The organism is Cupriavidus sp. GW823-FHT06D04 (genome assembly GCF_058795055.1).
The window spans coordinates 107,477-129,563 of record NZ_JBXAHL010000015.1 but is presented as its reverse complement, the minus strand read 5'-3'; the positions used below and the strand labels follow the sequence as shown (position 1 = coordinate 129,563).

The 22,087-nt window shown below is 64.8% G+C and carries 19 protein-coding genes; 13 read left to right on the top strand and 6 right to left on the bottom strand.

The window, feature by feature from the left end; translation table 11 throughout:
* Nucleotides 1-289 precede the first annotated feature (289 nt).
* Genes AC1Q7H_RS19850 through AC1Q7H_RS19840 form a run of 3 tightly spaced genes read left to right on the top strand, consistent with a single transcriptional unit; the run spans nt 290 to nt 3,292 of the window.
* Nucleotides 290-769, top strand: coding sequence for a hypothetical protein (locus AC1Q7H_RS19850; RefSeq protein WP_492381599.1), 480 nt, complete (start codon nt 290-292; stop codon nt 767-769).
* A gap of 4 nt (nt 770-773) precedes the next feature.
* The gene (phbB, locus tag AC1Q7H_RS19845; RefSeq protein WP_211982999.1) at nt 774-1,520 is read left to right on the top strand and encodes an acetoacetyl-CoA reductase; all 747 of its coding nucleotides are present in this window, start codon (nt 774-776) and stop codon (nt 1,518-1,520) included.
* Nucleotides 1,517-3,292, top strand: a complete 1,776-nt coding sequence (locus tag AC1Q7H_RS19840) for a PHA/PHB synthase family protein (protein WP_492381598.1) — start codon at nt 1,517-1,519, stop codon at nt 3,290-3,292. Before phbB ends, AC1Q7H_RS19840 begins: the two co-directional genes overlap by 4 nt.
* Before the next feature lie 547 nt (nt 3,293-3,839).
* Here AC1Q7H_RS19840 and AC1Q7H_RS19835 read toward each other — a convergent pair.
* Nucleotides 3,840-4,679, bottom strand: coding sequence for a universal stress protein (locus tag AC1Q7H_RS19835; RefSeq protein WP_153954495.1), 840 nt, complete (start codon nt 4,677-4,679; stop codon nt 3,840-3,842).
* 216 nt (nt 4,680-4,895) lie between these two features.
* Here AC1Q7H_RS19835 and AC1Q7H_RS19830 point away from each other — a divergent pair, with 216 nt between their 5' ends.
* Complete coding sequence (locus AC1Q7H_RS19830; protein WP_492381597.1) at nt 4,896-5,147, top strand: hypothetical protein; 252 nt, start codon at nt 4,896-4,898, stop codon at nt 5,145-5,147.
* A 280-nt stretch (nt 5,148-5,427) separates the two neighbouring features.
* Here AC1Q7H_RS19830 and AC1Q7H_RS19825 read toward each other — a convergent pair whose 3' ends face one another.
* Complete coding sequence (locus AC1Q7H_RS19825) at nt 5,428-5,706, bottom strand: DUF1488 family protein (RefSeq protein WP_153954493.1); 279 nt, start codon at nt 5,704-5,706, stop codon at nt 5,428-5,430.
* 40 nt (nt 5,707-5,746) lie between these two features.
* On the bottom strand, nt 5,747-6,199 hold the full coding sequence (locus AC1Q7H_RS19820) for a universal stress protein (RefSeq protein WP_153954492.1): 453 nt from the start codon (nt 6,197-6,199) through the stop codon (nt 5,747-5,749).
* 231 nt (nt 6,200-6,430) lie between these two features.
* Between AC1Q7H_RS19820 and AC1Q7H_RS19815 the strand changes: the two genes are divergently transcribed.
* A complete protein-coding gene (locus tag AC1Q7H_RS19815) occupies nt 6,431-6,970 on the top strand; it encodes a flavodoxin family protein (RefSeq protein WP_492381596.1) in 540 nt (179 codons plus the stop codon).
* Between the two features lie 98 nt (nt 6,971-7,068).
* Here the strand turns inward: AC1Q7H_RS19815 and AC1Q7H_RS19810 are convergent, their stop codons facing one another.
* The 3 genes from AC1Q7H_RS19810 to AC1Q7H_RS19800 all read right to left on the bottom strand — a co-directional run bounded on the left by AC1Q7H_RS19810 (nt 7,069) and on the right by AC1Q7H_RS19800 (nt 9,108).
* Nucleotides 7,069-7,554 carry a carboxypeptidase-like regulatory domain-containing protein gene (locus AC1Q7H_RS19810; protein ID WP_153954490.1) on the bottom strand — a complete coding sequence of 162 codons (486 nt, stop codon included), beginning with the start codon at nt 7,552-7,554 and terminating at the stop codon, nt 7,069-7,071.
* A gap of 52 nt (nt 7,555-7,606) precedes the next feature.
* Nucleotides 7,607-8,071, bottom strand: a complete 465-nt coding sequence (locus AC1Q7H_RS19805) for a universal stress protein (RefSeq protein WP_153954489.1) — start codon at nt 8,069-8,071, stop codon at nt 7,607-7,609.
* Nucleotides 8,072-8,271: 200 nt separating this feature from the next.
* Nucleotides 8,272-9,108, bottom strand: coding sequence for a universal stress protein (locus AC1Q7H_RS19800; protein ID WP_492381595.1), 837 nt, complete (start codon nt 9,106-9,108; stop codon nt 8,272-8,274).
* Nucleotides 9,109-9,554: 446 nt separating this feature from the next.
* On the opposite strand from AC1Q7H_RS19800, the gene ppsA reads away from it, so the two are divergent.
* From ppsA to AC1Q7H_RS19760, 8 genes are all read left to right on the top strand, one after another.
* Nucleotides 9,555-11,960, top strand: coding sequence for a phosphoenolpyruvate synthase (ppsA, locus tag AC1Q7H_RS19795; RefSeq protein WP_211982988.1), 2,406 nt, complete (start codon nt 9,555-9,557; stop codon nt 11,958-11,960).
* A gap of 217 nt (nt 11,961-12,177) precedes the next feature.
* On the top strand, nt 12,178-13,947 hold the full coding sequence (gene acsA / locus AC1Q7H_RS19790; RefSeq protein WP_492381594.1) for an acetate--CoA ligase: 1,770 nt from the start codon (nt 12,178-12,180) through the stop codon (nt 13,945-13,947).
* Nucleotides 13,944-14,966, top strand: coding sequence for a pyruvate dehydrogenase (acetyl-transferring) E1 component subunit alpha (gene pdhA / locus AC1Q7H_RS19785; protein WP_492381593.1), 1,023 nt, complete (start codon nt 13,944-13,946; stop codon nt 14,964-14,966). The genes acsA and pdhA overlap by 4 nt, the downstream gene beginning before the upstream one ends.
* Nucleotides 14,963-15,937, top strand: a complete 975-nt coding sequence (locus AC1Q7H_RS19780) for an alpha-ketoacid dehydrogenase subunit beta (protein WP_492381592.1) — start codon at nt 14,963-14,965, stop codon at nt 15,935-15,937. Before pdhA ends, AC1Q7H_RS19780 begins: the two co-directional genes overlap by 4 nt.
* A 61-nt stretch (nt 15,938-15,998) precedes the next feature.
* Entirely contained in the window at nt 15,999-17,114 is a 1,116-nt protein-coding gene (locus AC1Q7H_RS19775; RefSeq protein ID WP_492381591.1) for a dihydrolipoamide acetyltransferase family protein, read from the top strand.
* Nucleotides 17,111-17,359, top strand: a complete 249-nt coding sequence (locus AC1Q7H_RS19770) for an acyl carrier protein (RefSeq protein WP_492381590.1) — start codon at nt 17,111-17,113, stop codon at nt 17,357-17,359. Before AC1Q7H_RS19775 ends, AC1Q7H_RS19770 begins: the two co-directional genes overlap by 4 nt.
* A gap of 180 nt (nt 17,360-17,539) precedes the next feature.
* On the top strand, nt 17,540-19,219 hold the full coding sequence (locus tag AC1Q7H_RS19765; RefSeq protein ID WP_338084280.1) for an AMP-binding protein: 1,680 nt from the start codon (nt 17,540-17,542) through the stop codon (nt 19,217-19,219).
* A gap of 22 nt (nt 19,220-19,241) precedes the next feature.
* Nucleotides 19,242-22,076: an AMP-binding protein gene (locus AC1Q7H_RS19760; protein WP_492381589.1), complete on the top strand. Its 2,835-nt coding sequence runs from the start codon at nt 19,242-19,244 to the stop codon at nt 22,074-22,076.
* The last annotated feature ends 11 nt before the right edge of the window (nt 22,077-22,087 follow it).

Genomic DNA, 22,087 nt, shown 5'->3' with positions numbered 1-22,087 from the left:
TTTGGGATGGATCAAAGGAAAGCCCGTTTGCTCGCGGCGTGTAGCAGGACAGCTCGGTCCCGGCTCCTGATCGGCCTTGCCTCTCCGGGTGTCCGGCCACAATGCGCAGGCCGCCGGCCATGCGACCCCTGCGCTCTGACGAACGCAGGCGCGGCTTGGCGATGCCGCGCCGCCCGACGCATTGCGCACTTCTTGCGATACGTCAAGCCCCGCCAAGGTTGCCCTCCTAGACTTATCCAGACCTGCGCGCCCCGGGGCAGGCCAGCCGCTTGACTATAGGAGTTCCTCCATGCCAGACCAGACCGATCCCGCCTTCGAACTCGCGCGCTGCGCCGAGCAGTCCGCCCTGCGCATATGGCTGCGCTGGGAAGAATCACGCCAGATGCTGCTCAGGCTCCGCCTCAAGGCCCTGGACGAGGACATCAAAGGCACCCGGCAGGCGCTCGCCCGCGTCAACGATGCGCCCGACTGGAACGCCTTCCATGGCCTGCCCGCTCAGATTCTGGCCGCGCAAGTCGAGCGCAACGCCGCGCATGCACGCGACTTTGGCAGCCTTTACATAGAAATGGCCTCGGCCTTCATGGAGCACCTGCGCGAGTCGACCGAAGCCTGGCACGACTATCAGCAGAAGGTCATGGTGGAGGGAGGCGGCTACTCGCCCTTTGCGGAATCGGCGCGCGAGATGTTCGACAACGTCGGCCGCCTGATGGCCGTCCCTACCCCAGGCGCGAAGGCCCCGGCGCGCCCCGCCGGCGCGTCACGGAGCTGACGATATGGCCGGACAACGCATTGCCCTGGTAACGGGAGGCATGGGCGGCCTCGGCGAAGCAATTGCCGTGCGGCTGCTGGCTGACGGCGTGCGCGTCGTGGTGACGCACTCCGTACACAATGACCACGTGACCCAGTGGCTTGGCGCACAACGCTCCGCCGGCCGCGAATTCACGGCGTTCCCGGTCGACGTGACGGACTTCGCGTCCTGCCAGCACTGCGTGTCGCAAGTGCGCAGCGAGCTCGGCGACGTCGATATTCTGATCAACAATGCCGGGGTCACGCGCGACCGGACCCTGCGCAAGATGGATAAGGCTGACTGGGACTTCGTGCTGCGCACGGACCTCGACTCGCTCTTTCATATGACGCGGCCGCTGGTTGAGCCGATGGTGGCGCGTGGTTGGGGCCGCATCGTCAATATCTCGTCGGTCAATGCCTCGCGGGGCGCCTTTGGCCAGACCAACTATGCCGCCGCCAAGGCGGGGGTACATGGCTTCACCAAGGCGCTGGCGCTGGAACTCGCGCGCAAAGGCATCACCGTCAACACCGTTTCGCCGGGCTACCTGGATACGCACATGGTGACGGACATGCCCGCCGAGATCCTCGAGCGCGACGTGTTGCCGACCATCCCGGTCGGCCGGCTAGGCAAGCCGGCCGAGGTCGCGGCGCTGATCTCTTACCTGTGCAGCGACGACGGGGCCTTCGTCACTGGCGCGAATTTTGCCATCAACGGCGGGCAACACCTGCAATGAGGATCGACGACAGGACGTCACCGCCCAGCCTGTCGGCCATGCCGGAATGCGCGCCGCAGCCCGCCATACCGGCGCAAGTCTGGTTGGACAAGCAGATCCGCGCCGGCCTGGCCCGCGCCACCGGGGGCCTGTCGGTGATCTCGGCAAGCCTGGCCGGGCTCGACTGGGCGCTGCAGCTCGGCATCTCCCCGGCAAAGATCGTGCAGGCCTGGCAAGTGTGGCTGCAACACAGCATCGAAGATTCGCCACGGCTGTCGCCGACCGCGGCCGAGCCCCCGTCCGTTGACGTCAGCGATCAGCGCTTTGCCGATGCCGGCTGGCAGGACTGGCCTTATCGTTGCTGGCGCGATGCGTTCATGCGCAACGAGGCCTTCTGGGAGTCGCTGACGCAGGATATCGACGGCCTGTCGCGCCATCACCAGCACATCGTCGCCTTCTGTGCCCGGCAATGGCTTGACCTGCTCGCACCCGGTAATGTTTGGTGGATGAGTCCGACGATTGCCAGGACCGCCTCGAGCACCTTCGGCGCCAACTTCCTGCAAGGCGCCCATCACTGGCTGCAGGACGCCAGTGAGCTGCTGTCAAAGGTGCCTGGACTGCCTGCGGGGCGCCCCGCGCTGGAATTTCTACCCGGGCGCGACGTGGCGTGCACGCCTGGCAAGGTGGTGTTCCGCAACGCGTTGATCGAACTGATCGAGTATGCGCCCGCACCCGGCACCGATACGGTCTGGCGCGAGCCGGTCCTGATCGTGCCGTCCTGGATCATGCGGTATTACATCCTCGACCTGAAGCCCGAGAATTCGCTGGTGCGCTACCTGGTCGAGAGCGGCCATACCGTGTTCATGATCTCATGGAAGGACCCGGACGCCTCGGCCCGCGACTTCGGGCTTGACACCTACCTGGAGGCCGGGCTTCTGACTGCGCTCGACACCGTGCACGCGCGCTGCGACGGCGCGCACATCCACGCCGCCGGGTATTGCCTGGGCGGCACCCTGCTTGCCACGGGTGCCGCCATGCTGGCCCGCGACGCGGCCGGCGGGCCACTGGCCAGCATGACGCTCTTTGCGGCCGAAACCGATTTCCATGATCCGGGCGAACTGGGCCTGTTCATCGACAAGAGCTCGCTCGCCACGCTCGACGCCCTCATGTGGAGTCAGGGATATCTGGACGGGCCGCAGATGAAGTCTGCCTTTCAGATGCTGAACGCCCAGGACCTGATCTGGTCGCGCGTAATGAGCGAGTACCTGCTCGGCCAACGTTTGCGCGCCAACGATCTGGTCTCTTGGAACCGCGACACCACGCGACTGCCTTACCGCCTGCATTCGGAATGCCTGCACAAGCTGTTCCTGGGCAACGAGCTGGCCACCGGCAAGCTATGCGTTGGCGGACAGCCTGTCGCCCTGTCGGACCTCGACCTCCCGCTCTTCGTGGTAGGCACCGAACACGACCACGTCTCGCCCTGGCGATCCGTGTACAAGCTCCACTTGCTGACCCGGGCCGAACTGACCTTCTTGCTGACTTCGGGCGGCCACAACGCAGGTATCGTGTCGGAGCCGGGCCACCCGGGCCGGCGCTACCATGTGCATACGCGAATGCGCGCCGCGCCCTACCTGAGCCCGGAGCAGTTCCTCAGCGTGGCTGTGTACCGCGACGGTTCCTGGTGGCCGGCGTGGCATGACTGGCTAGTGGCCCACTCGACCGGATCCTGCACGCGACAGGCGCCGGCCCAGGGGCTCGCGGACGCTCCTGGTGCCTACGTTCTGGAACCCTAGAAAGGGGCTTGTTCGCAGCGCTGTGCCTTACACATTGGGAAAAGGCAAACTACCGGTGAAAGACATGCCGGCGGACAGATTCTAGTCAACTCTCAATGGGCCGAAAGGTATGTCGGGAAGACGGAACCTGAACGCCTAGGGCACGAGAACTGCGCACCCACCAGCGCGGGCGGCAATCAGTGCATCGCCGCCCGTACGCAAATGCTCGCGTGGAAAAAATCCTCGGCAGAAAAGCCAGCCCTAATCGCGCGAGCCCGCCAGACAGCATAAGTTCTACCTTGGACCTCGATGTACCGCTTACGGATAGCCGGCTCGAACGGAAACATGCCGTCTGACACGGGAAATACCGGTCGACGCCTAAGGAACTCGTTCCAGAAACCCTGCGCAAGCTGGCGGAGTGTTCGGCTGCCATTATTCATCGTATCTCATCAAGCGACCCCGCTATCAGTGTTGATAGGTAATCGGCCGACCTCCCTCGGCATCCCGCTCTGTCGCAGCCGCCGCACCGCACCTCCTTTCATCGCATCGCCGAGGCACTATGGCAAAATCAGTGCGACATCAGTACCGGCACTGTCATCGACTCGAGCAGCGTGCGGGTAACACCGCCAAGGACCAGCTCGTGCACCCGACTGTGGCCGTAGGCCCCCATGACAATCAGGTCAGCATTTCGGTCCGCGGCGTGTGAGAGCAACATCTGGCCGGTGTCATCGCCGCCCCCCGCCGCAAAAGTGCACAGCTGCACTGCCACGCCATGCCGAGCCAGCCAGTCCACCGCATACTGAGGCGGCGACACCCATGGCCCTTTCAGAACGCCTGAGGGCGTCCACGAGACCACTTCCACGGTGTCTGCGCGCTGCAGAAGCGGGAGCGCATCGCGGATGGCCCGCGCCGACTCGCGGCTGCCGTTCCACGCCACCATGATGTTCTTTCCAACGTGCGGGAACCGGCCTGCATACGGCACCACCAGCACCGGCCGCCCGCATTGCAGCACGATGGATTCAACAAAGCCACGCTCGGCGTAGGCGGCATCATCAGTGGGATCGTGCTGTCCAAGGATGACAAGATCCGCCCGATGTGCCTCTGCCTGGACCGTCGCCGCCGTGGCCCAGTCCGGCGCACGCCATTCCGTAGTGACGGCGACCTCGTCCGTCGCGCCCATCAGGGCATGGCGGGCCCGCTCGCCGACCTGATGCTGCCATTCGTCGTAAGAGGCGAGATAGCGGTCACCGTCCACCAGGTAGCGCACGGCGGTGGGATCGGGCTTGCCGACTGCAAGCAGGCCGACCAGCGTGGATTGGAACTCCAGCGCCAACTGGGTGGCGAGGTTCAGCCGGTCGTACACACGGCGGCTGGAATCGAGATGAACCAGGATCGTTGCGTATTCCATGGATTGTCTCCATCAGGCAGCCCCGAACGGGGCTTGCTTAAGCCTATGTCGCCACTTGGCCCAGGATTTGTCGTGCATCAAGCCGCCTTCCTGTCCGCGCCACAGTCGGTACCGGTGGCACCACTACCGCTCTGGTTCGCGCCACTATGATTCCCATAGAGCGAGCGCCGGTGCGTTTGGAATGCGCCCCGGTGGCAAACCTCGCAGGAGACTCACATGCATGAAACGAAGCGGTCGTACAAGGGATTCCATATCGTGCTGTTCGTCCCCGACGCCACCGCGCCAGGCAAGCCCAGCGGCGGCGTCCTTTTCACAGCCCCGGACAGAAGCATCGGCGTTCGCTTTACGCCAGATTGGCCCCTGCGGGGTAGCGTGCAACAGGCTGAAGAGTGGTTCTTCGCCTACGCAGCGGGAGTCGTCGATTGCGAACTGGTCGGCGGCTTCGGCATTGACTTGCGCTACGACTGAGCGGCGCGGCCAACCGAGCATGAGAGGCCATTGCCCGGAACACCAGGTACGGGTTGCCCCAGGTCGCCTGACGCCAGCGCGATCGTGCGTGGCTTCGGGGGCCGCAGCGGGTCCGGTACGGCGGTACACGCTGCGCATAGCGGCACCAACGCGCAGGCGGCAAGCCTGCGCCATCCTGGCGGTATTGTCGGGGTGCATGACTGCAAGCGATTCTTCATGGGTAGCTCCCTGTGGGGCGCGCACCGCCCCAGGGCGGCTGCCGCCGGCCACGACGTGCGCTTCACACCGCGAAGCGAAAATGGCCGCTGTGCAGCACGATGTGCCGCGCACCCGTCATCTCGAACAGGGCTCCCGCGACGCGTTCAATGTCCTGGCGGTTGCTGATGAATGCCGGCAGCAAATCTTCACTGCGGTACGAGCGTGCGCCGAAATGATCCTCAAGCGCCTCGGCAGTGATTTCATAGGTCGCGGGCGACCCGTCCACCTTCGCGGTGCACTGGAGGCTGGGACCTGTCGGGCAATAATCCGGCATCTCGCCGGCAAAGTCGATCTTATGCATAGCTGTCTGGCGTAACGCCCTCCAAAGTCTGTTCGCCTGCCTACGCCTCCTCGGCGCGGACCAGCAGGACGGGCGCGACGGCTAGGGTAATCACGCTCCGCGCGACGCTGCCCATGACGAGTCGCCGCACTCCCCGTCGGCCGTGCGTACCCATCACAACCAGATCGGCGCCCCAGCCATTGGCTTCGGCCGCGATCGTGGTAGCAACGTCGTCCTCCGCCATCGGCTTGCCGAGCAGCCGCGTTACGTGGCGAATGCCCGCCGCGGCAAGCCTGCTGGCGGCGGCGGCGAGGACGCTTTCGCCCGCCGTCGTGAGGTCCTCTATCAATCTCACCGGATCCAGATTGCTGACGTCCAGGAATGGGCTGCGGTCATCGACCACATGGACCACCTCCACTTCCGCGCTGGCGGCGAGCGCAATGATCATGGCCTGTTCCAGGGCAAGTTCCGAAGCGGCGCCGCCGTCCATGGCGACAAGGATGCGCTGGTACATAGCGGATTCTCCGGCGATGGGAGCCTGTGGTGGCTCGGGTCTGGACTAGCTTAATCCAGCGTAGGGCAACCGGCGCAACTGCTGTTGATATGTGTCAAAGCCGCGGCACGGCGCTCCAACCGCCGTGGCGGGAGGCCGTATGTCCCAGTTGATGCGCATCAATGGCGGCCGCCACGCAAGGCCTACGCTGCAGAAACAGCGACGTCCGCTGCCATCTGACCGGAGCCCGTGATGACCCAAGCCGTGATTGTTTATTACTCCCGGACCGGCACCGTACGCCAGGTCGCCGAGGCCGTTGCCGCGCGGTCGGGATGGCCACTGGCCGAGGTCGCCGACGTCAAAAGCCGCGCCGGGATCCTTGGCGACCTCCGGTGCGTTATCGATATCCTCTTTCACCGCCAAGTCGAGTACCGCTACGCCGGCCCGGCCCTCGATCGCTGCGAGCACGTCGTGGTCCTGGCACCGGTATGGATGGGCAGGCTGGCGGCCCCGATGCGCAGATTCCTCGCCGCCAGTGTCGCCAAGCCGCCGCTGGCCGCGCGCGTGTCTGCAATCTGTGTCATGGCAGCGCGCGGGGGCTTCCAGGCAGAGGCGGAGATAGCCAAGCTCACGGGCAAAACACCCGCGCCGGCACTCGTGCTGCTCGAGCGTGACGTGCTGAGCGGCGATGCCGCCGCCGAGATCGATGACTTCGTGCAGGCGTTGCGCTTCGCGGATTCCAGGCCTGCCCACGCCGGGCGGCCCGCCTGGTTGTCCCCGAACGAGACCTGAGCGCTTCTTCCGGCTCCGTCGCCCTTTCGCGGTCCGCTCTGACCCGCCGCGAACCCGCGCGGTGTCCTGCCCGCGGCGACCCGGTCCAGGCGTCGGGTTCAGCGACGCGGACAGGGTGTCGTGCCGCAGAGCAGCCAGTCGTCCTCGAGCGTATTGACCGGCAGCCGGAACGTCATGTCGAGCGGCTCGCCAGCGACGACGATGTCGCGCATCTGGTCCCGTCCCTGGTAGCCCACCGCGAGCCGATAGGCACCCGGCTTGAGTCGCATGTAGAACAGAGGTCCGCTGGCGGTAGTGTGCAGCACGGGGCGGCCAGCCTGGCTGGCCACGACCACCGTGGCACCGCCCAGCGGTTTGCCGCGCCCGGCATCCACCATCGTCAGCCGTACATTGAAACGCGCGGCGACGGTCAACATGCTTTGCAGGCCCGCCTCATCGTCCCCACCCGATACGTAGGAGACGCCGTGCTGCTCCATAATCTGCACGCCAGCGCCAGCCGGCGCGGCGCGAGTGGCGCAACCGGCCGCCGCAACGGCAATCGCCAGCGACGACAGCCCGAGGCCAAGCCTTCTTGAAACCTGCATTTGCGTCACTCCGAGAGGATTATTGGGGTATCCGCGGACCGGGACGGAACGGTCAGGGGCTATCGCTGCCTGACTGCTGCCGAACGAGCAGTATGGGGCGAACCGTCTTGCTGACCACGTGCTCCGAGACCGAGCCCAGCACCATGTGCCGCACGCCGCGATGGCCGTGTGTGCCCATGACGATCAGGTCCGCGCTCCAGTGGTCCGCTTCCGCGACGATCGCCTCGGCAATCCTCGCAGGGGTGCCGGGCGTCTCGGCCAACCTGCTGCTCCAGCGCACGCCGGAGGCACTCAGGCGCTCGCCGGCGCGAGCCAGCACCTGCTTGCCATAAGCAATGATGTCGGCCATTAGCCCGGGCCGGTCACGCGCGCTGATCTCGAAGAACAGGTCGCTGTCGTCGACGACGAACATGGCCCTGACCTCGGCGTGGGTGGCCAGCGCCATGGACACTGCCTGCTCCAGGGCACTTAAGGATGAACGGCTGCCATCGATGGCTAGGAGAATTCGGCGGAACATGGCGACCTCGGCTTCGGCTATGGTTCTTTCCAAAGTAGCGGTCGCAAGGGCATGCGGGTTGATGCCAGTCAACGAAGCCCTAAAGTCCCCCTGACCGACCGGTTGCGAATTCGCGACCTGATCAGCGACATGCGCAGGCCCACCGGTCTTCGTGCCGCGCAATCGCGGTGAGCATGTGGCACACAGCGCTTCGCCGCCATTCAATGCGACAGCAGCAGTGGCATCCCGGCATGGTGCATCAGCGTCCGCGTGGTGCCGCCCAGCATCACCTCGCGCATGCGGGAATGTCCGTAGCCACCGGCCACCAGTAGGTCCGCGTTCAGGCTCCGTGAAGCCTCAAGCAGCACCCGGCCAACCGCCTCGCTCGTCGGTTCGTTGTACACCCCCGCGACGATGCCATGCCGCTCGAGGTATTGACGCAGGCCCGCGACTGGTTCCGACTTTGGAGTAGGCCGGTCGTCCCGGTTCCATACTGCCACGATAGTGACCCGCTCTGCGCACAGCAATAGCGGCATCGCGTCCGCCACGGCGCGAGCGGCCTCTCGCCAGCCATCCCAAGCGATCACGATATGTTCCATCTCCGCCTGCTGGTAAGTATCCGGCACCAGCAACACGGGCCTGCCGGCATTTAGCAGTACATATTCGGCGGTCTCGGCTGCAAGGCTGCCTACCGAATACGGGTCGGGCGGTGGTGCCAGCACGACGATGTCTGATACTCGGCCTTCCTGCGCCAACGCCCATCCCGGGTCTTCCTCGACCACGCGGTGGGTATGTGCCACCCCAGGCGCTGCCTGCTCCATCAGGCGCCGGAACGCGACGCCCATCTCTTCCGCCTGCGCCGCCAGGCCGATCCTGGCCACATCCACGTAGCGCTCTGCATCGCTGCCGGCGTCCGGAATCCGCTCGAACGGCACGCCGGTCGCGGTCAATCCCACCACATGACCGCCGGAGCGCTTGGCGAGGTCCGCTGCAACGCCTACACGAGCGGCGCAGCCTGTGTCACGCCCGAGTTCGACCAATACGGTTTTGAAGACCATGATGCTCTCCTGTGCAGGGACTTCGAAAGCGCCGGGCGACCGGGTTGGTGTGCCGTAGCTCGAAAAGCGAATGTTGTCGCCTGAGTCTCCATTTCTCATTATCGGAGCTCGCCTGGCGGCCAAGCATGATGCACGTCAACATCGAGATGATCGCCCCGCGCCTACACGGCGTACTCTGCATCGCGTTGCGTCGACTTATCCCGCCGTGTTTCGCACCAGTGCCGCCTTCAGTGCACAGAGTTGCCGCCGGTGAAGCTTGCCTTGTGGGTGCCTTGTGGGGGCTTGCGTTGTATCAAGCCACAATGCCATTTCACCACTAGTGTGAATCAGTCAGTCGCTCGCTAGCGCTGTTCACCCCCCTTGGCAGATTCCCAGACGTTACGCGTTGAAAGGGAATCCTGGATTTGCTTAGGCGTCTGTATAAGTCCACCGAGAAGGAGCAGCACATGTCCAACGAACATACGCAGGTTGTCTGGTTCGAAGATCTAAGACGGGCCGATGTTCCTCGCGTCGGTGGCAAGAACGCGTCGCTGGGGGAGATGGTGGCCAACCTCGCGCCCGCAGGCGTCAAGATTCCCCCGGGGTTCGCAGTGACGGCGGATGCATACTGGCGCTTCATCGACACGAATGGCCTGCAGGAAACCGTGTCCAGGGTTCTCAGCGAACTTGCTGACGGCAAGGTTTCCCTCTCCGAGGCCGGGGCCGCCATTCGTCAGCTCATCCTCCGCGGCGAATGGCCCAGAGAAACGGCTGAGGCGATCCGTCTGGCTTATGAAGAGCTGAACCGCCGGACCGGACGGGTCAACATGGACGTCGCCGTGCGCTCGAGCGCGACCGCCGAGGACTTGCCGGATGCCAGCTTCGCCGGACAACAGGAAACCTTCCTCAATATCCGGGGTGATCGTGCACTCCTTGACGCTTGCCGGCGCTGCTACGCCTCGCTTTTCACCGACCGCGCGATCAGCTACAGGCAGGCGAAGGGCTTCGACCATCTGAAGGTTGCGTTGTCGGTCGGCGTCCAACGCATGGTGCGATCCGACCTGAGCGGCGCCGGTGTGATGTTCTCGATAGACACCGAAACTGGCTTCGACAAGGTGGCCCTGATCAATGCCGCCTGGGGTCTGGGCGAGAGCGTCGTGCAGGGCACCGTCGAACCGGACGAATACGAGGTGTTCAAGCCGCTTCTGTCCGACCCGTCACTCACGCCGATCATCGGGAAGAAGCTCGGCGACAAGAGCCGCAAGATGATCTACACGAGCGATAGCCGCGGTCCGACCAAGTATGTCCCGACATCGAAGGCAGAACGCGCGTCCTTCGTGTTGGGAGATGAGGAGATTCTTACCTTGTCGCGCTGGGCCCGCACGATCGAAGACCACTATGGCCAGCCCATGGACATCGAATGGGCGAAGGACGGCGAGAGCGCAGAGATGTTTATCGTCCAGGCCAGACCGGAAACCGTCCAGTCGCGACGCGAGGCGAGCGCGGTGAAGACCTACCGCATCAAGAAGGCCGGCCGCAAGCTGGCATCGGGCGTGAGCATCGGGGATGCCGTCGCGGCGGGCGTGGTTTGCGTGATCGAGAGCCCACGCGAGATGGGACGCTTCGTCGACGGTGCTATCCTCGTGACCCAATCCACGGACCCCGACTGGGTGCCCGTCATGCGGCGTGCAGCTGCCATCGTCACCGACCACGGCGGCCGCACCTCGCACGCAGCCATCGTAAGCCGTGAGCTTGGGCTTCCGGCGATCGTCGGCACGGGCAATGCGACCCATCTTCTGCACGACGAGCAAGAGGTCACCGTTTCCTGCGCGGAAGGTCGCGAGGGCTTTGTCTACGAAGGCACCGCCGACTATGAAGTCGAGGAAATCGACTTTGGCAGTATCCCGGCAACCCATACCAAGGTCATGCTGAACCTTGCCAACCCCGCAGCAGCGTTCCGCTGGTGGCGGATTCCGGCCGATGGCGTCGGGCTGGCGCGGATGGAGTTCGTGATCAACAATCACATCAAGATCCATCCAATGGCGCTGGTCCGCTACGACACGCTAAAGGACGATGAGGCGAAGCAGACAATTGCCGGCTTGACCGCTGGATACGAAAGCAAGACGGAGTACTTTGTCGACCGGCTCGCGCGCGGACTGGGGAGAATTGCCGCTGTCCAGTATCCACATCCGGTAGTGGTCCGCATGAGCGACTTCAAGACCAACGAGTACGCCCATCTGATCGGCGGCGCGGAATTCGAGCCCCGGGAGGAGAACCCGATGCTTGGATTCCGCGGGGCGTCGCGATACTACTCTCCCCGCTATCGGGAGGGCTTCGCGCTGGAATGCCAGGCGATTTGCCGCCTGCGCAGGGAGATGGGATTCACCAATGTGATCGTCATGATCCCATTCTGCCGCTCCGCAAAAGAGGCGGACCGCGTACTTGAGGTCATGGCGGAGAACGGCCTCGTGCGCGGCGAAGCCGGCCTGAACGTATATGTCATGTGCGAGATTCCGTCGAACGTGATCCTGGCAGGCGAGTTCGCCAGGCGCTTCGATGGGTTTTCAATCGGCAGCAATGACCTGACTCAGCTCACGCTTGGCGTAGACCGCGATTCGGCAGAACTCGCGGAGTTGTTCGACGAGCAGGACGACGCTGTCAAATGGATGATCCACAGCGTCATCGCAGAGGCGCACAAGGCCGGGGCCGATGTCGGCTTGTGCGGCCAGGCGCCTAGCGATCACCCGGAGTTCGCTGGGTACCTCGTCGAAAGCGGCATCGATTCGATGTCGGTGAGTCCCGATAGCTTTATCGCGGTCAAGCATCATGTTGCTGCCGCCGAGCAAGCAAGGACAAGGATCTCGTCTGTATGAGCATCAGACAGGCGAAAGATGGAAGAGACATGCCGGAAGTACCGAGAACGCTCCCTACGGCAGCCTGACCCTGACCGTTAGCCCCGATGCCTTCCCTAAAGCGGTCCGGGCGCGCCCTTGCCCGCGTGGGTAGAGGACGGCCGGGCAGCGCTGGCCGCACCGCTTTTCGCTGCCTGCCCCTGCTCCTATAGTGGTCCCAAGGAGACCAAGCGCCAGAATGGATCTGTCAACAATCATCCACAAGACGGCAGCGGACCTGCGTGTTGCGCCAAATTTTGCCGACTATGAGGCGGAGCGTCGTGGCTTTTCCTGGGACCCCATCCGCGGGACCCTCGGCATCCAGCCCGATGGCGGACTCAATATCGCCTGGCAGGCGGTGGACCGCCATGTGGAAAGTGGTGCGGGTGACAAGGTCGCATTCCGCTTTCCTTCCCGCGGCGGACCGGCAGCGCACGCCGTTACCTACGCAGAGCTGGCCGGTCTCACTAATCGCTTCTGTAACGTCCTGCGCGAACTCGGCGTGGGCAAGGGAGACCGGCTCTTCATTCTCGCTGGGCGCATCCCGGAGCTATATACGGCCCTGCTCGGCGCCCTGAAGAACGGCTGCGTGGTCTCGCCGCTGTTCTCGGCATTCGGCCCCGAGCCGATCGCCACGCGACTGAACCTTGGCAAGGGCTCGGTGCTGGTCACCACCGATGAACTCTTCATGCGCAAGGTCGCCGCATGGCGCGACCGCATACCTAGCCTCAAGCACGTTCTGCTGGTCGCCGAAGACGGCGGCCCCACCGCAATACCGGGCACGCTTGACCTGGCTGCAATGATGCGCGGCGCGACGGACGCGCGCGAGATCACGCCCACCACATCCGAAGACATGGCGCTGTTGCATTTCACCAGTGGCACGACCGGCACGCCAAAGGGGGCGGTGCACGTCCATGGCGCGGCGCTCACCCATTGGGCAACCGGCAGGTATGCGCTCGATCTTCATCCGGACGACATCTTTTGGTGCACGGCCGATCCGGGCTGGGTGACCGGCACATCCTACGGTGCCATCGCCCCATTGCTGCATGGCATAACGTCTATTGTGGACCCCGAAGAATTCGACGCGGCGCGCTGGTATGGAATCCTTCGCGACGAAGGCGTTACGGTCTGGTATACGGCGCCGACCGCGATCCGCATGCTAATGAAGGCAGGGGCCGATGCGGCCAGAGCGCATGCTTTCCCGAAACTGCGGTTTATCGCCAGTGTCGGCGAGCCCCTGAACCCCGAGGCTGTCTGGTGGGGCAAGAACGTGCTGGGCCTGCCGATTCACGACAACTGGTGGCAGACGGAAACAGGCGGCATCATGATCGCCAACACGCCAGCCTTTGATATCAAGCCTGGGTCGATGGGCAGGCCGCTTCCCGGGGTGGACGCGGCCATCGTGCTGCGCAAGGAAGACGGACGCGCCGAGCTGATCGATACCCCCGGAACCGAGGGAGAGCTTGCACTCAGAAGCGGCTGGCCGTCGATGTTCCGCGCCTATCTGAACGACGAAGCGCGCTACCGCAAGTGCTTCGCCGGCGAATGGTACCTGACCGGCGACCTCGCACGGCGCGATGCCGACGGCTACTACTGGTTCGTCGGCCGCACTGATGACGTCATCAAGTCTTCGGGACACCTGATCGGCCCCTTCGAGGTCGAGAGTGCGCTGATGGAACACCCGGCCGTCGCCGAAGCCGGCGTCATCGGCAAGCCGGATCCGGTGGCAGGGGAAGTGGTGAAGGCATTCGTATCGCTCAACAAAGGCTTTGAACCTTCTGAAGCGCTGCGCCTGGAGCTTCTTGGCCATGGCAGGAGCCGCCTCGGCGCGGCGGTGGCCCCCAAGCACATCGCCTTCCTCGCGGAATTGCCACGAACACGCAGTGGCAAGATCATGCGCCGATTGCTGAAGGCCCGGGAACTTGGCCTGCCGGAGGGCGACACCTCCACGCTTGAGACCGGATCATGATGGACATCGAGCATCCCGCCCCCCCGCCACCTGCCGGACCGGTTCCCTATGACAAGGCTTTCTCGCTTTTGCTGCTGCGCGACATGGTGCGTATTCGCCGTCTTGAGGAGGCATGCGCGCAGCGCTACGGCGAGGGCAAGATACGCGGCTTCCTGCACCTGTACATCGGCGAGGAAGCCGTATGCGTTGGTGTCCTCCACGCGCTCGCCCCTGACGACAATGTGGTCGCCACCTATCGCGAACACGGGCATGCGCTGGTTCGCGGCATGGACATGGGCGTGCTGATGGCCGAAATGTACGGCAAGCAGGAAGGCTGTGCGCGAGGCCGCGGCGGCTCCATGCACCTGTTTAGCCGCGCTACCCGCCTCTTTGGGGGCAACGCCATCGTGGGCGCAGGCCTGCCGCTGGCGGTGGGCCTTGCGCTCGCCGAGAAAATGCAGGGCCGCCAGCGCGTTACCGCCTGCTTCTTCGGCGACGGGGCGGTCGCCGAAGGCGCGTTCCATGAATCGATGAACCTGGCCGCATTGTGGAAGCTGCCGCTTTTGTTCTGCTGCGAAAACAATCTCTACGCGATGGGGACGGCTCTGGAGCGCCATGAGTCACAGAGAGACCTTTGCGTCAAGGCAGCATCCTACAAGATGCCGGCTTTTGCGGCAGATGGAATGGACGTGGTCGCCGTCTGCGAAGCTGCCAGGAATGCCGTGGCCAGCGTCAGGGGCGGCACGGGGCCGGTGTTCCTTGAGCTGCGCACCTATCGTTTCCGCGCTCACTCCATGTACGACCCGGATCTGTATCGCCAGGCGGCCGAAGTCGAGGCGTGGAAGGCACGCGGTCCCATTCATACGTTCACCGCGCGGCTGAAGGCGGAAGGCAAGCTGACGGAAGACGAATTTCTCTCGCTGGACGCCGACGTTGGGGTGGAGGTTGCGAGGGCCGAGGCCTTTGCCGAGGCGGGTACCCTGGAGCCTGTCGAGGATCTGCTGAAGGATGTGTGCTCACCGGCGGGAGGCACCCCATGAGCGTGCGCCTCAGCTACCGCGAGGCCGTGCGCGAAGCCCTGCGCGAGGCGCTTGCCAAGGACCGTCGCGTCTTCCTGATGGGCGAGGACGTTGGCCGCTACGGTGGCAGTTATGCGGTCTCCAAGGGACTGCTAACCGAGTTCGGCCCGGAACGCATCCGCGATACCCCCCTTTCGGAACTCGGCTTCACCGGCGCCGGCATCGGCGCGGCCCTGGGCGGCATGCGCCCCATCGTCGAATTGATGACCGTCAATTTCAGCCTGCTCGCACTCGACCAGATCGTCAATACCGCAGCCCTGTACCGCCATATGTCTGGTGGGCAGTTCTCCGTACCGCTGGTGATCCGGATGGCCACCGGGGCGGGCCGCCAGGTCGCGGCCCAGCATTCCCACAGCTTCGAGGGCTGGTATGCCAGCATACCGGGCCTCAGGGTCCTGGCGCCCGCCACCGTCGAGGATGCACGCCGCATGCTGGCGCCGGCATTAGCCGATCCCGACCCGGTGCTGATCTTCGAGCATGCAGGCCTGTACAACGTGGAAAGCGAAATCCCGGAAGCGTCCGTCGTGGATATCCATTCGGCACTGGTCAGGCGGACCGGCAAGGACGTGGCCCTGATCGCGTATGGTGGCGGCCTGCCCAAGGCGATGCAAGCCGCCGATTTGCTTTCGGCCCAGGGAATCGATGCAGAAGTGGTCGATTTGCGCGTCCTGCGCCCGCTGGACGATGCGACCATCATGGCATCCGTCGCGAAATGCCGTCGTGCGGTGATCGTCGACGAGGGCTGGCGCAGCGTCAGCCTCGCCGCGGAGGTGATGGCGCGCATCGTCGAACAGGTCTTCTATGAACTCGACGCACCGGTCGCACGAGTCTGTTCTGCGGAGGTACCGATTCCCTATGCCAGGCATATGGAAGAGGCCGCCCTGCCCCAGGCCGACAAGATTGCAGCCGCCGCCAGCCAGCTGATCGCATGAGCAAGCCGGCACCCCTCACCTCCCGTGCCCGCAATCGGCGCATCGTTCCGGCGAGGACAACGTGATCGAATTCCGCCTGCCCTCGCTGGGCGCAGACATGGATGAGGGTACGCTGCTCGAATGGGCCGTGAAGCCCGGCGACACCGTGAAGAAGGGGCAGATCATCGCCGTGGTCGACACCAGCAAGGCTGCGATCGAGGTGGAGACGTGGCACGACGGTGTCGTCGCTGAACTCCTGGTTTCGCGGGGAGACAAGATTCCCGTCGGCACGCTGATGGCGACCTTCCTTGAGCCTGGCGAAACACCGGTCGCCATACGGCACGCGCCTAGACCAGAGCCGGCGGGCGGCACTCAGGGTCGACGCATGGTGTCCCCGGCAGCGCGCAAGCTCGCTCGGGAACAGGGGATCGACGTCGAAGCCCTGACCGGCACCGGGCCGGGTGGCGCGGTGACACTGGCCGATGTCGAGCAAGCAGCGCGCAAGCCCGCCGCCACGCCAGGCGACCGATCGGCCGAAATCCGCAAGACAATTGGCGCGGCGATGGCGCGAGCCAAGCGCGAGATTCCCCATTACTACGTCGCAGAGACGATTCCGTTGCGCACTGCGCTCGCCTGGCTCGCACGGGAAAATGCTGGCCGGTCCATGACCGAGCGCGCCCTCCCGGCAGTCTTGCTGATCAAAGCCGTCGCAGTCGCTCTCAAGCGCTTCCCCGAGTTAAATGGATTCTTCCGCAACGGTGCGTTCAGCGCCGCAACGGCCGTGCACGTCGGGGTCGCGATATCCCTCCGCCAGGGCGGCCTGGTGGCGCCAGCGCTGCTGCATGCCGACAGCAAGCCAGTTGCACAACTGATGCAAGAACTGGCCGACCTGGTCAAACGCTGTCGCGCTGGTTCCCTCAGGCGTGCCGAGTTGTCCGAGCCTACCGTCACCATTACCAATCTCGGGGATCAGGGCGCGGAACAGGTGTTCGGGGTCATCTACCCTCCCCAGGTGGCGCTGGTGGGTTTCGGTCGCATCATCGAGCAGCCATGGGCGGAAGACGGTGCAGTGACAGTGATGCCAGCCATGACAGCCAGCCTCTCGGCCGACCATCGTGTCTCCGACGGTCATCGTGGCGCGCTCTTTCTCACCGAACTACGGGAACTGCTGCAACATCCTGAGGAGCTTGATCGATGAACAACGCCAGTATCCGCGCCATCGTCATGTCCACGTTACGCGAGATCGCCCCTGAGATCGAGCCGCAGGCCCTGCGCCCGGATCGTCCGCTGCGCAGGGAGGTCGACCTTGATTCCATGGACTGGCTCCGCTTCCTGCTTGCCCTGCATGAGAAATTGAAGGTGGAGATTCCGGAGTCAGACTACGGCCGGCTCGTCACGCTTGACGATGTCGTGTCCTACCTGGAAGCCGCAGCAACACGTTGAGCTTGCTTCGGCCCGAAGGCTAGAGAACGTCGTGTCCTGCACACCCGGCACACATGGCACCGGATGGAAGCCCTTCGCCGAACAGTGGTCGTCCGTGTCGCCGGCGGGCAAGCCAAAAGCATCGGGGGCAATATGCCAGAGTACGTGAAAACCCCGTCTCCCGAACCGAGACCCACCTGGGTGGAACACTATCCCCCAGGCGTGCCTGCGGAGGTCGACGTCCATCGCTTTGCTTCGCTTGCCGACATGCTCGCGCACAGTTGCCGGCGATACGCCACGCGTGAGGCCTTCACCAGCATGAAAGCTGTTCTCACGTACGCGGAACTCGATTGCCTGACGCGCGACTTTGCCTCGTATCTCCAGCAGCAGGGGCTAAGCCGGGGTGCTCGCGTGGCGATCATGCTGCCAAACCTGCTGCAATACCCCGTGGTGCTCTTCGGGATCCTTCGTGCCGGCATGGTGGTGGTCAACGTCAACCCCCTCTACACGGCGCCCGAGTTGCGGCATCAGCTTGCAGATTCAGGCGCGACCGCGATCGTCGTGTTGGAGAACTTTGCCCACACCTTGCAGGCGGTTCTCGGCTCCACTGCCGTTCGTCAGGTCGTGACCACGAAGGTGGGCGATCTTCTCCCTCCGTTGCGGGCACGCCTGGTCAACCTTCTCGTCAAGTGGATCCAGCGTCGCGTGCCGCCCTGGCGTCTGCCGGGTTCGGTCAGCTTCCATGCCGCGCTGCGACGTGGCCGTCGTCAGCCGCCAGACGAACCTCCGCTTACGCCGGAGGATATTGCCCTGCTGCAATACACGGGTGGCACGACCGGGATACCAAAGGGTGCCATCCTCACGCACGGCAACCTGGTGGCCAATGTCGAGCAGATTTCCGCCTGGCTTGGCGCGACGCTTCAGGCTGGCAAGGAGGTTGTGGTAACGCCGCTGCCCCTGCATCACATCTTTGCGCTGACGGCGAACCTGTTGACGTTCGTGCGATGGGGCGGCAACAACGTGCTCATCACCGACCCGCGCGATCTCCGCACGCTGCTGCGTACGCTGCGGACCACGCGCTTCAGCGCGATCAGCGGGGTGAATACCTTGTTCAGGCTATTGCTCGACGCACCGGGTTTTGCGGAGATCTGCCGGGCAAACGCCGGCAGCCTCAAGGTGGCAGTTGCCGGCGGCATGGCAGTGCAGCGCGAGGTAGCGCTGCATTGGCAGCAGGCCACCGGAGTTCCGTTGATCGAGGGGTATGGCCTGACCGAAGCGGCACCGGTTGTCTGTATCAATCCTGTGGGTGGCGTGGCGTTCAGCGGGGCTGTCGGCATGCCGCTGCCCTCCACACGGGTAGCCATCCGGGACGAGACGGGTCAGGACCTCCCTCCGGGCCAGGCGGGCGAGATTTGTGTGCAAGGCCCGCAGGTCATGCGGGGCTACTGGAATATGCCGGAGGAAACGGCACGCGTTCTCGGCGTCGGCGGGTGGATGCGCACCGGCGACATGGGTGTGATGGACACCCGAGGCAGTATCCGCTTCCTCGCGCGCAGCAAGGAGGTCATCGTGGTATCCGGCTTCAAGGTCTACCCCAAGGAAGTCGAGGATGTGGCCATGCAGCATCCCGGCATCCGGGACGCCTGCGCCATCGGCGTCGCGGACGAACGCTCCGGCGAGTCAGTCAAGCTCCTGGTGGTCAGGCGCGATCCCGCGCTTTCCGCCGAGGCAGTGCTGGCCCATTGCCGCGCGCAGCTGACCGGCTACAAGGTGCCCCACTACGTTGAGTTCCGGCCATCGCTGGCCAGGTCGGCCCTCGGCAAGGTCTTGCTCAGGCCGCAAACCGAAGGGCGGGCAACTACCATCGGAATGCGCCCCTGAGTTGTCGGCGAGTGAAGATGCAATGAATGACATGCGCGATCCTACTCCCCCTTGTGCACCCGAAGCCGGGCCTGCCGATGCGCAACGTCTGCTTGGCATCGTACGCGCGCTGGCGGCAGAGTTGCGGCCCGGTGCGCAGGAAGTCAGCACTTTGGGGATTGATCATTCGCTCGAGCGCGATTTCGGTCTGGACAGCCTGGCGCGCGCGGAGCTGCTGACGCGCATCGAGGACGAATATGGCGCCAGGGTCAATGAAGAAGCGCTCATGGCCGCCGAGACGCCTCGTGACCTGCTCAGTCTGACAGCGCACGGGGCAGCCGCCGCCATCCCCGCTGCGATGCCCGCGGTCCCCGTGGTGCATGGTGCAGCCAGGACGGCAGCAGCCAACCGGCCGCCAGACAGTGCCGCTACGCTCATGGACCTGATTGACTGGCATGCAGCGTCCCATGGCGATGAGATATACGCCACCCTCCAGGGGAGCGGCGACCTCAGCTACGGGTCAATGCGGGCGGGCGCGCTTGCCGTAGCCACTGGCCTGGCGCGGCAGGGCCTGGCCGCGGGGGACCGGGTGGCCCTGATGCTGCCGACCGGACGCGACTTCTTCGACGTCTTCTTCGGCGCCCTCTATGCCGGTTGTATCCCCGTGCCGCTCTATCCGCCCGCGCGCCTCTCCCAGATCGAGGATCACATGCGGCGCAGCGCCGGGATCCTTGCCAATGCCCAGGCTGCCATCCTCGTGACTGCGCCACCGGCCAAGCCCCTGCTGCGCCTGCTGCGCGCGCAATGCGCGGCGCTGCGCAAGATCCTGGCGCCTGCCGATCTCAGCGCCGCTGGTGATGGCCCAAGCGGCGCAGGGCGCGGGCGGCCGGATGACATTGCCTTTCTGCAATACACCTCCGGCAGCACGGGCAACCCGAAAGGGGTCATGCTAACGCATGCCAATCTGCTCGCCAACTTACGAGCGATGGAGCGTGCCGCGCATGTTACCGCGGCCGATGTCTTTGTGTCGTGGCTGCCGCTGTACCACGACATGGGCCTGATCGGAGCCTGCATGGGGGGTCTGCAGCTTGGATTCCGCCTGGTGCTGCTGTCGCCCACTGATTTCCTGACGCGCCCTGCCTCTTGGCTGTGGGCCATTCACCAGCATCGCGGGACCGTGTCCGCGGCGCCCAACTTCGCCTACGAGCTCTGCGCGAGCAAGATTGATGAAAAGGATCTTGCCGGCCTGGACCTGAGTTCGTGGCGTCTGGCATACAACGGTGCTGAGCCGGTCAGCCCGGAAACCATTGAGCGCTTTGCCGCACGCTTTGCCAGGTATGGCTTCGATCGCGCCGCCATGACCCCTGTATACGGCCTCGCCGAATGCTCAGTCGGACTTGCGTTCCCGCCAACAGGACGTGGGCCGTGCGTCGACCAAATCGATCGGGATGCGCTCGCGCGCCAGGGTATCGCCCGTGCGCCGGACCGGTCGGGGCGCAGGGCGCTCAGGCTGGTCTCCAGCGGCCTGCCGCTGCCGGGCCATCAGATCCGCATCACCGATCCAGCCGGGCACGAGTTGCCCGAACGCGCGCTGGGGCATGTCCAGTTCCGAGGCCCGTCCGCGACCACGGGCTACTTCCGCAACCTCGACGCCACAGCGGGCCTGTTCGATGGTCCATGGCTGAGGAGCGGCGACATGGGCTATATCGCAGCCGGCGAGCTTTATCTGACAGGGCGCCTCAAGGACATCATTATTCGCGCTGGCCAGCACTTGTTCCCGCAGGAGCTCGAAGAGGCGATCAGCCGGCTGGCCGGCGTGCGCAAAGGCGGTATCGCGGTCTTCCCCGCCACCGATACACGCTCCGGCACCGAGCGCCTGGTCGTTCTGGCCGAGACGCGCGAAGAGGACGATGACGCGCGCAGCCGGATACGTGCCGAAATCAGCCATCTGGCGGTAGACCTGATGGGCATGCCTGTCGACGAAGTGGTGCTGGCGCCGCCGCGCACGGTACTCAAGACGTCCAGTGGCAAGCTGCGCCGCGCCGCCTGCCGGGAGTTGTACGAACGGGGCGAGATCCATGGCACGCCGCGCGCGCCCTGGCGTCAACTGCTACGGATTGCCATCTCTGGCGCAAGCATCCAGTTCGCGCGCTTCCTGCATCAGGCCTCAGCGTGGATCTGGGGTGCCTGGGTATGGACGGTTTGCGTCCTGTTTGCCCTGCCAGCCTGTCTGCTGGTGGTGCTCCTCCCGGGGCGCCCGCTGCGTCGGCGGATCGCGCGGGCCAGCGCCCGGCTCGGCCTCGCGCTGACTGGGCTGTCTCCAAAGATCGAAGGCCTGCCCGACCTCGGCCGGTCGGCGCCGGTGGTCATCGTGGCCAACCACGCCAGCTACACCGATGTGATTCTGCTCACGGCGGTGCTGCCTCCCCACTTCACCTTTGTGGCGAAGCAGGAACTGCTGCGGAGCCCGCCGCTGGCGATGCTCCTGGGCAGGCTTGGCTGCGCCTTCGTTGAGCGCTTCGACCCCGCGCGTGGGGTCGAAGATACCAGTGCGCTGGAGAAGCGAATCCTGGGGGGCGAATCCCTCGTCTTCTTCCCCGAGGGCACCTTCCGGCGAGAGCCCGGATTGAGGCCTTTCCGGCTGGGCGCGTTCCGGTGCGCCGCCCGCGCGCGGGCGCCGGTTATTCCCATCGCCCTGATCGGCACCCGCTCATTGCTGCGGGACGGGCGCTGGTGGCCGAGTCGTGCTTCGTTGGCACTCGTTGCCGGCGAAGCCGCGTTCGCATCAGGCAATGACTGGCCAGCATTATTGCGACTGCGCGACACGGCACGCAACGAGATCCGCTCAAGGCTACAGGAGCCAGACGCGGCAGATTGATCCGCCGCCTG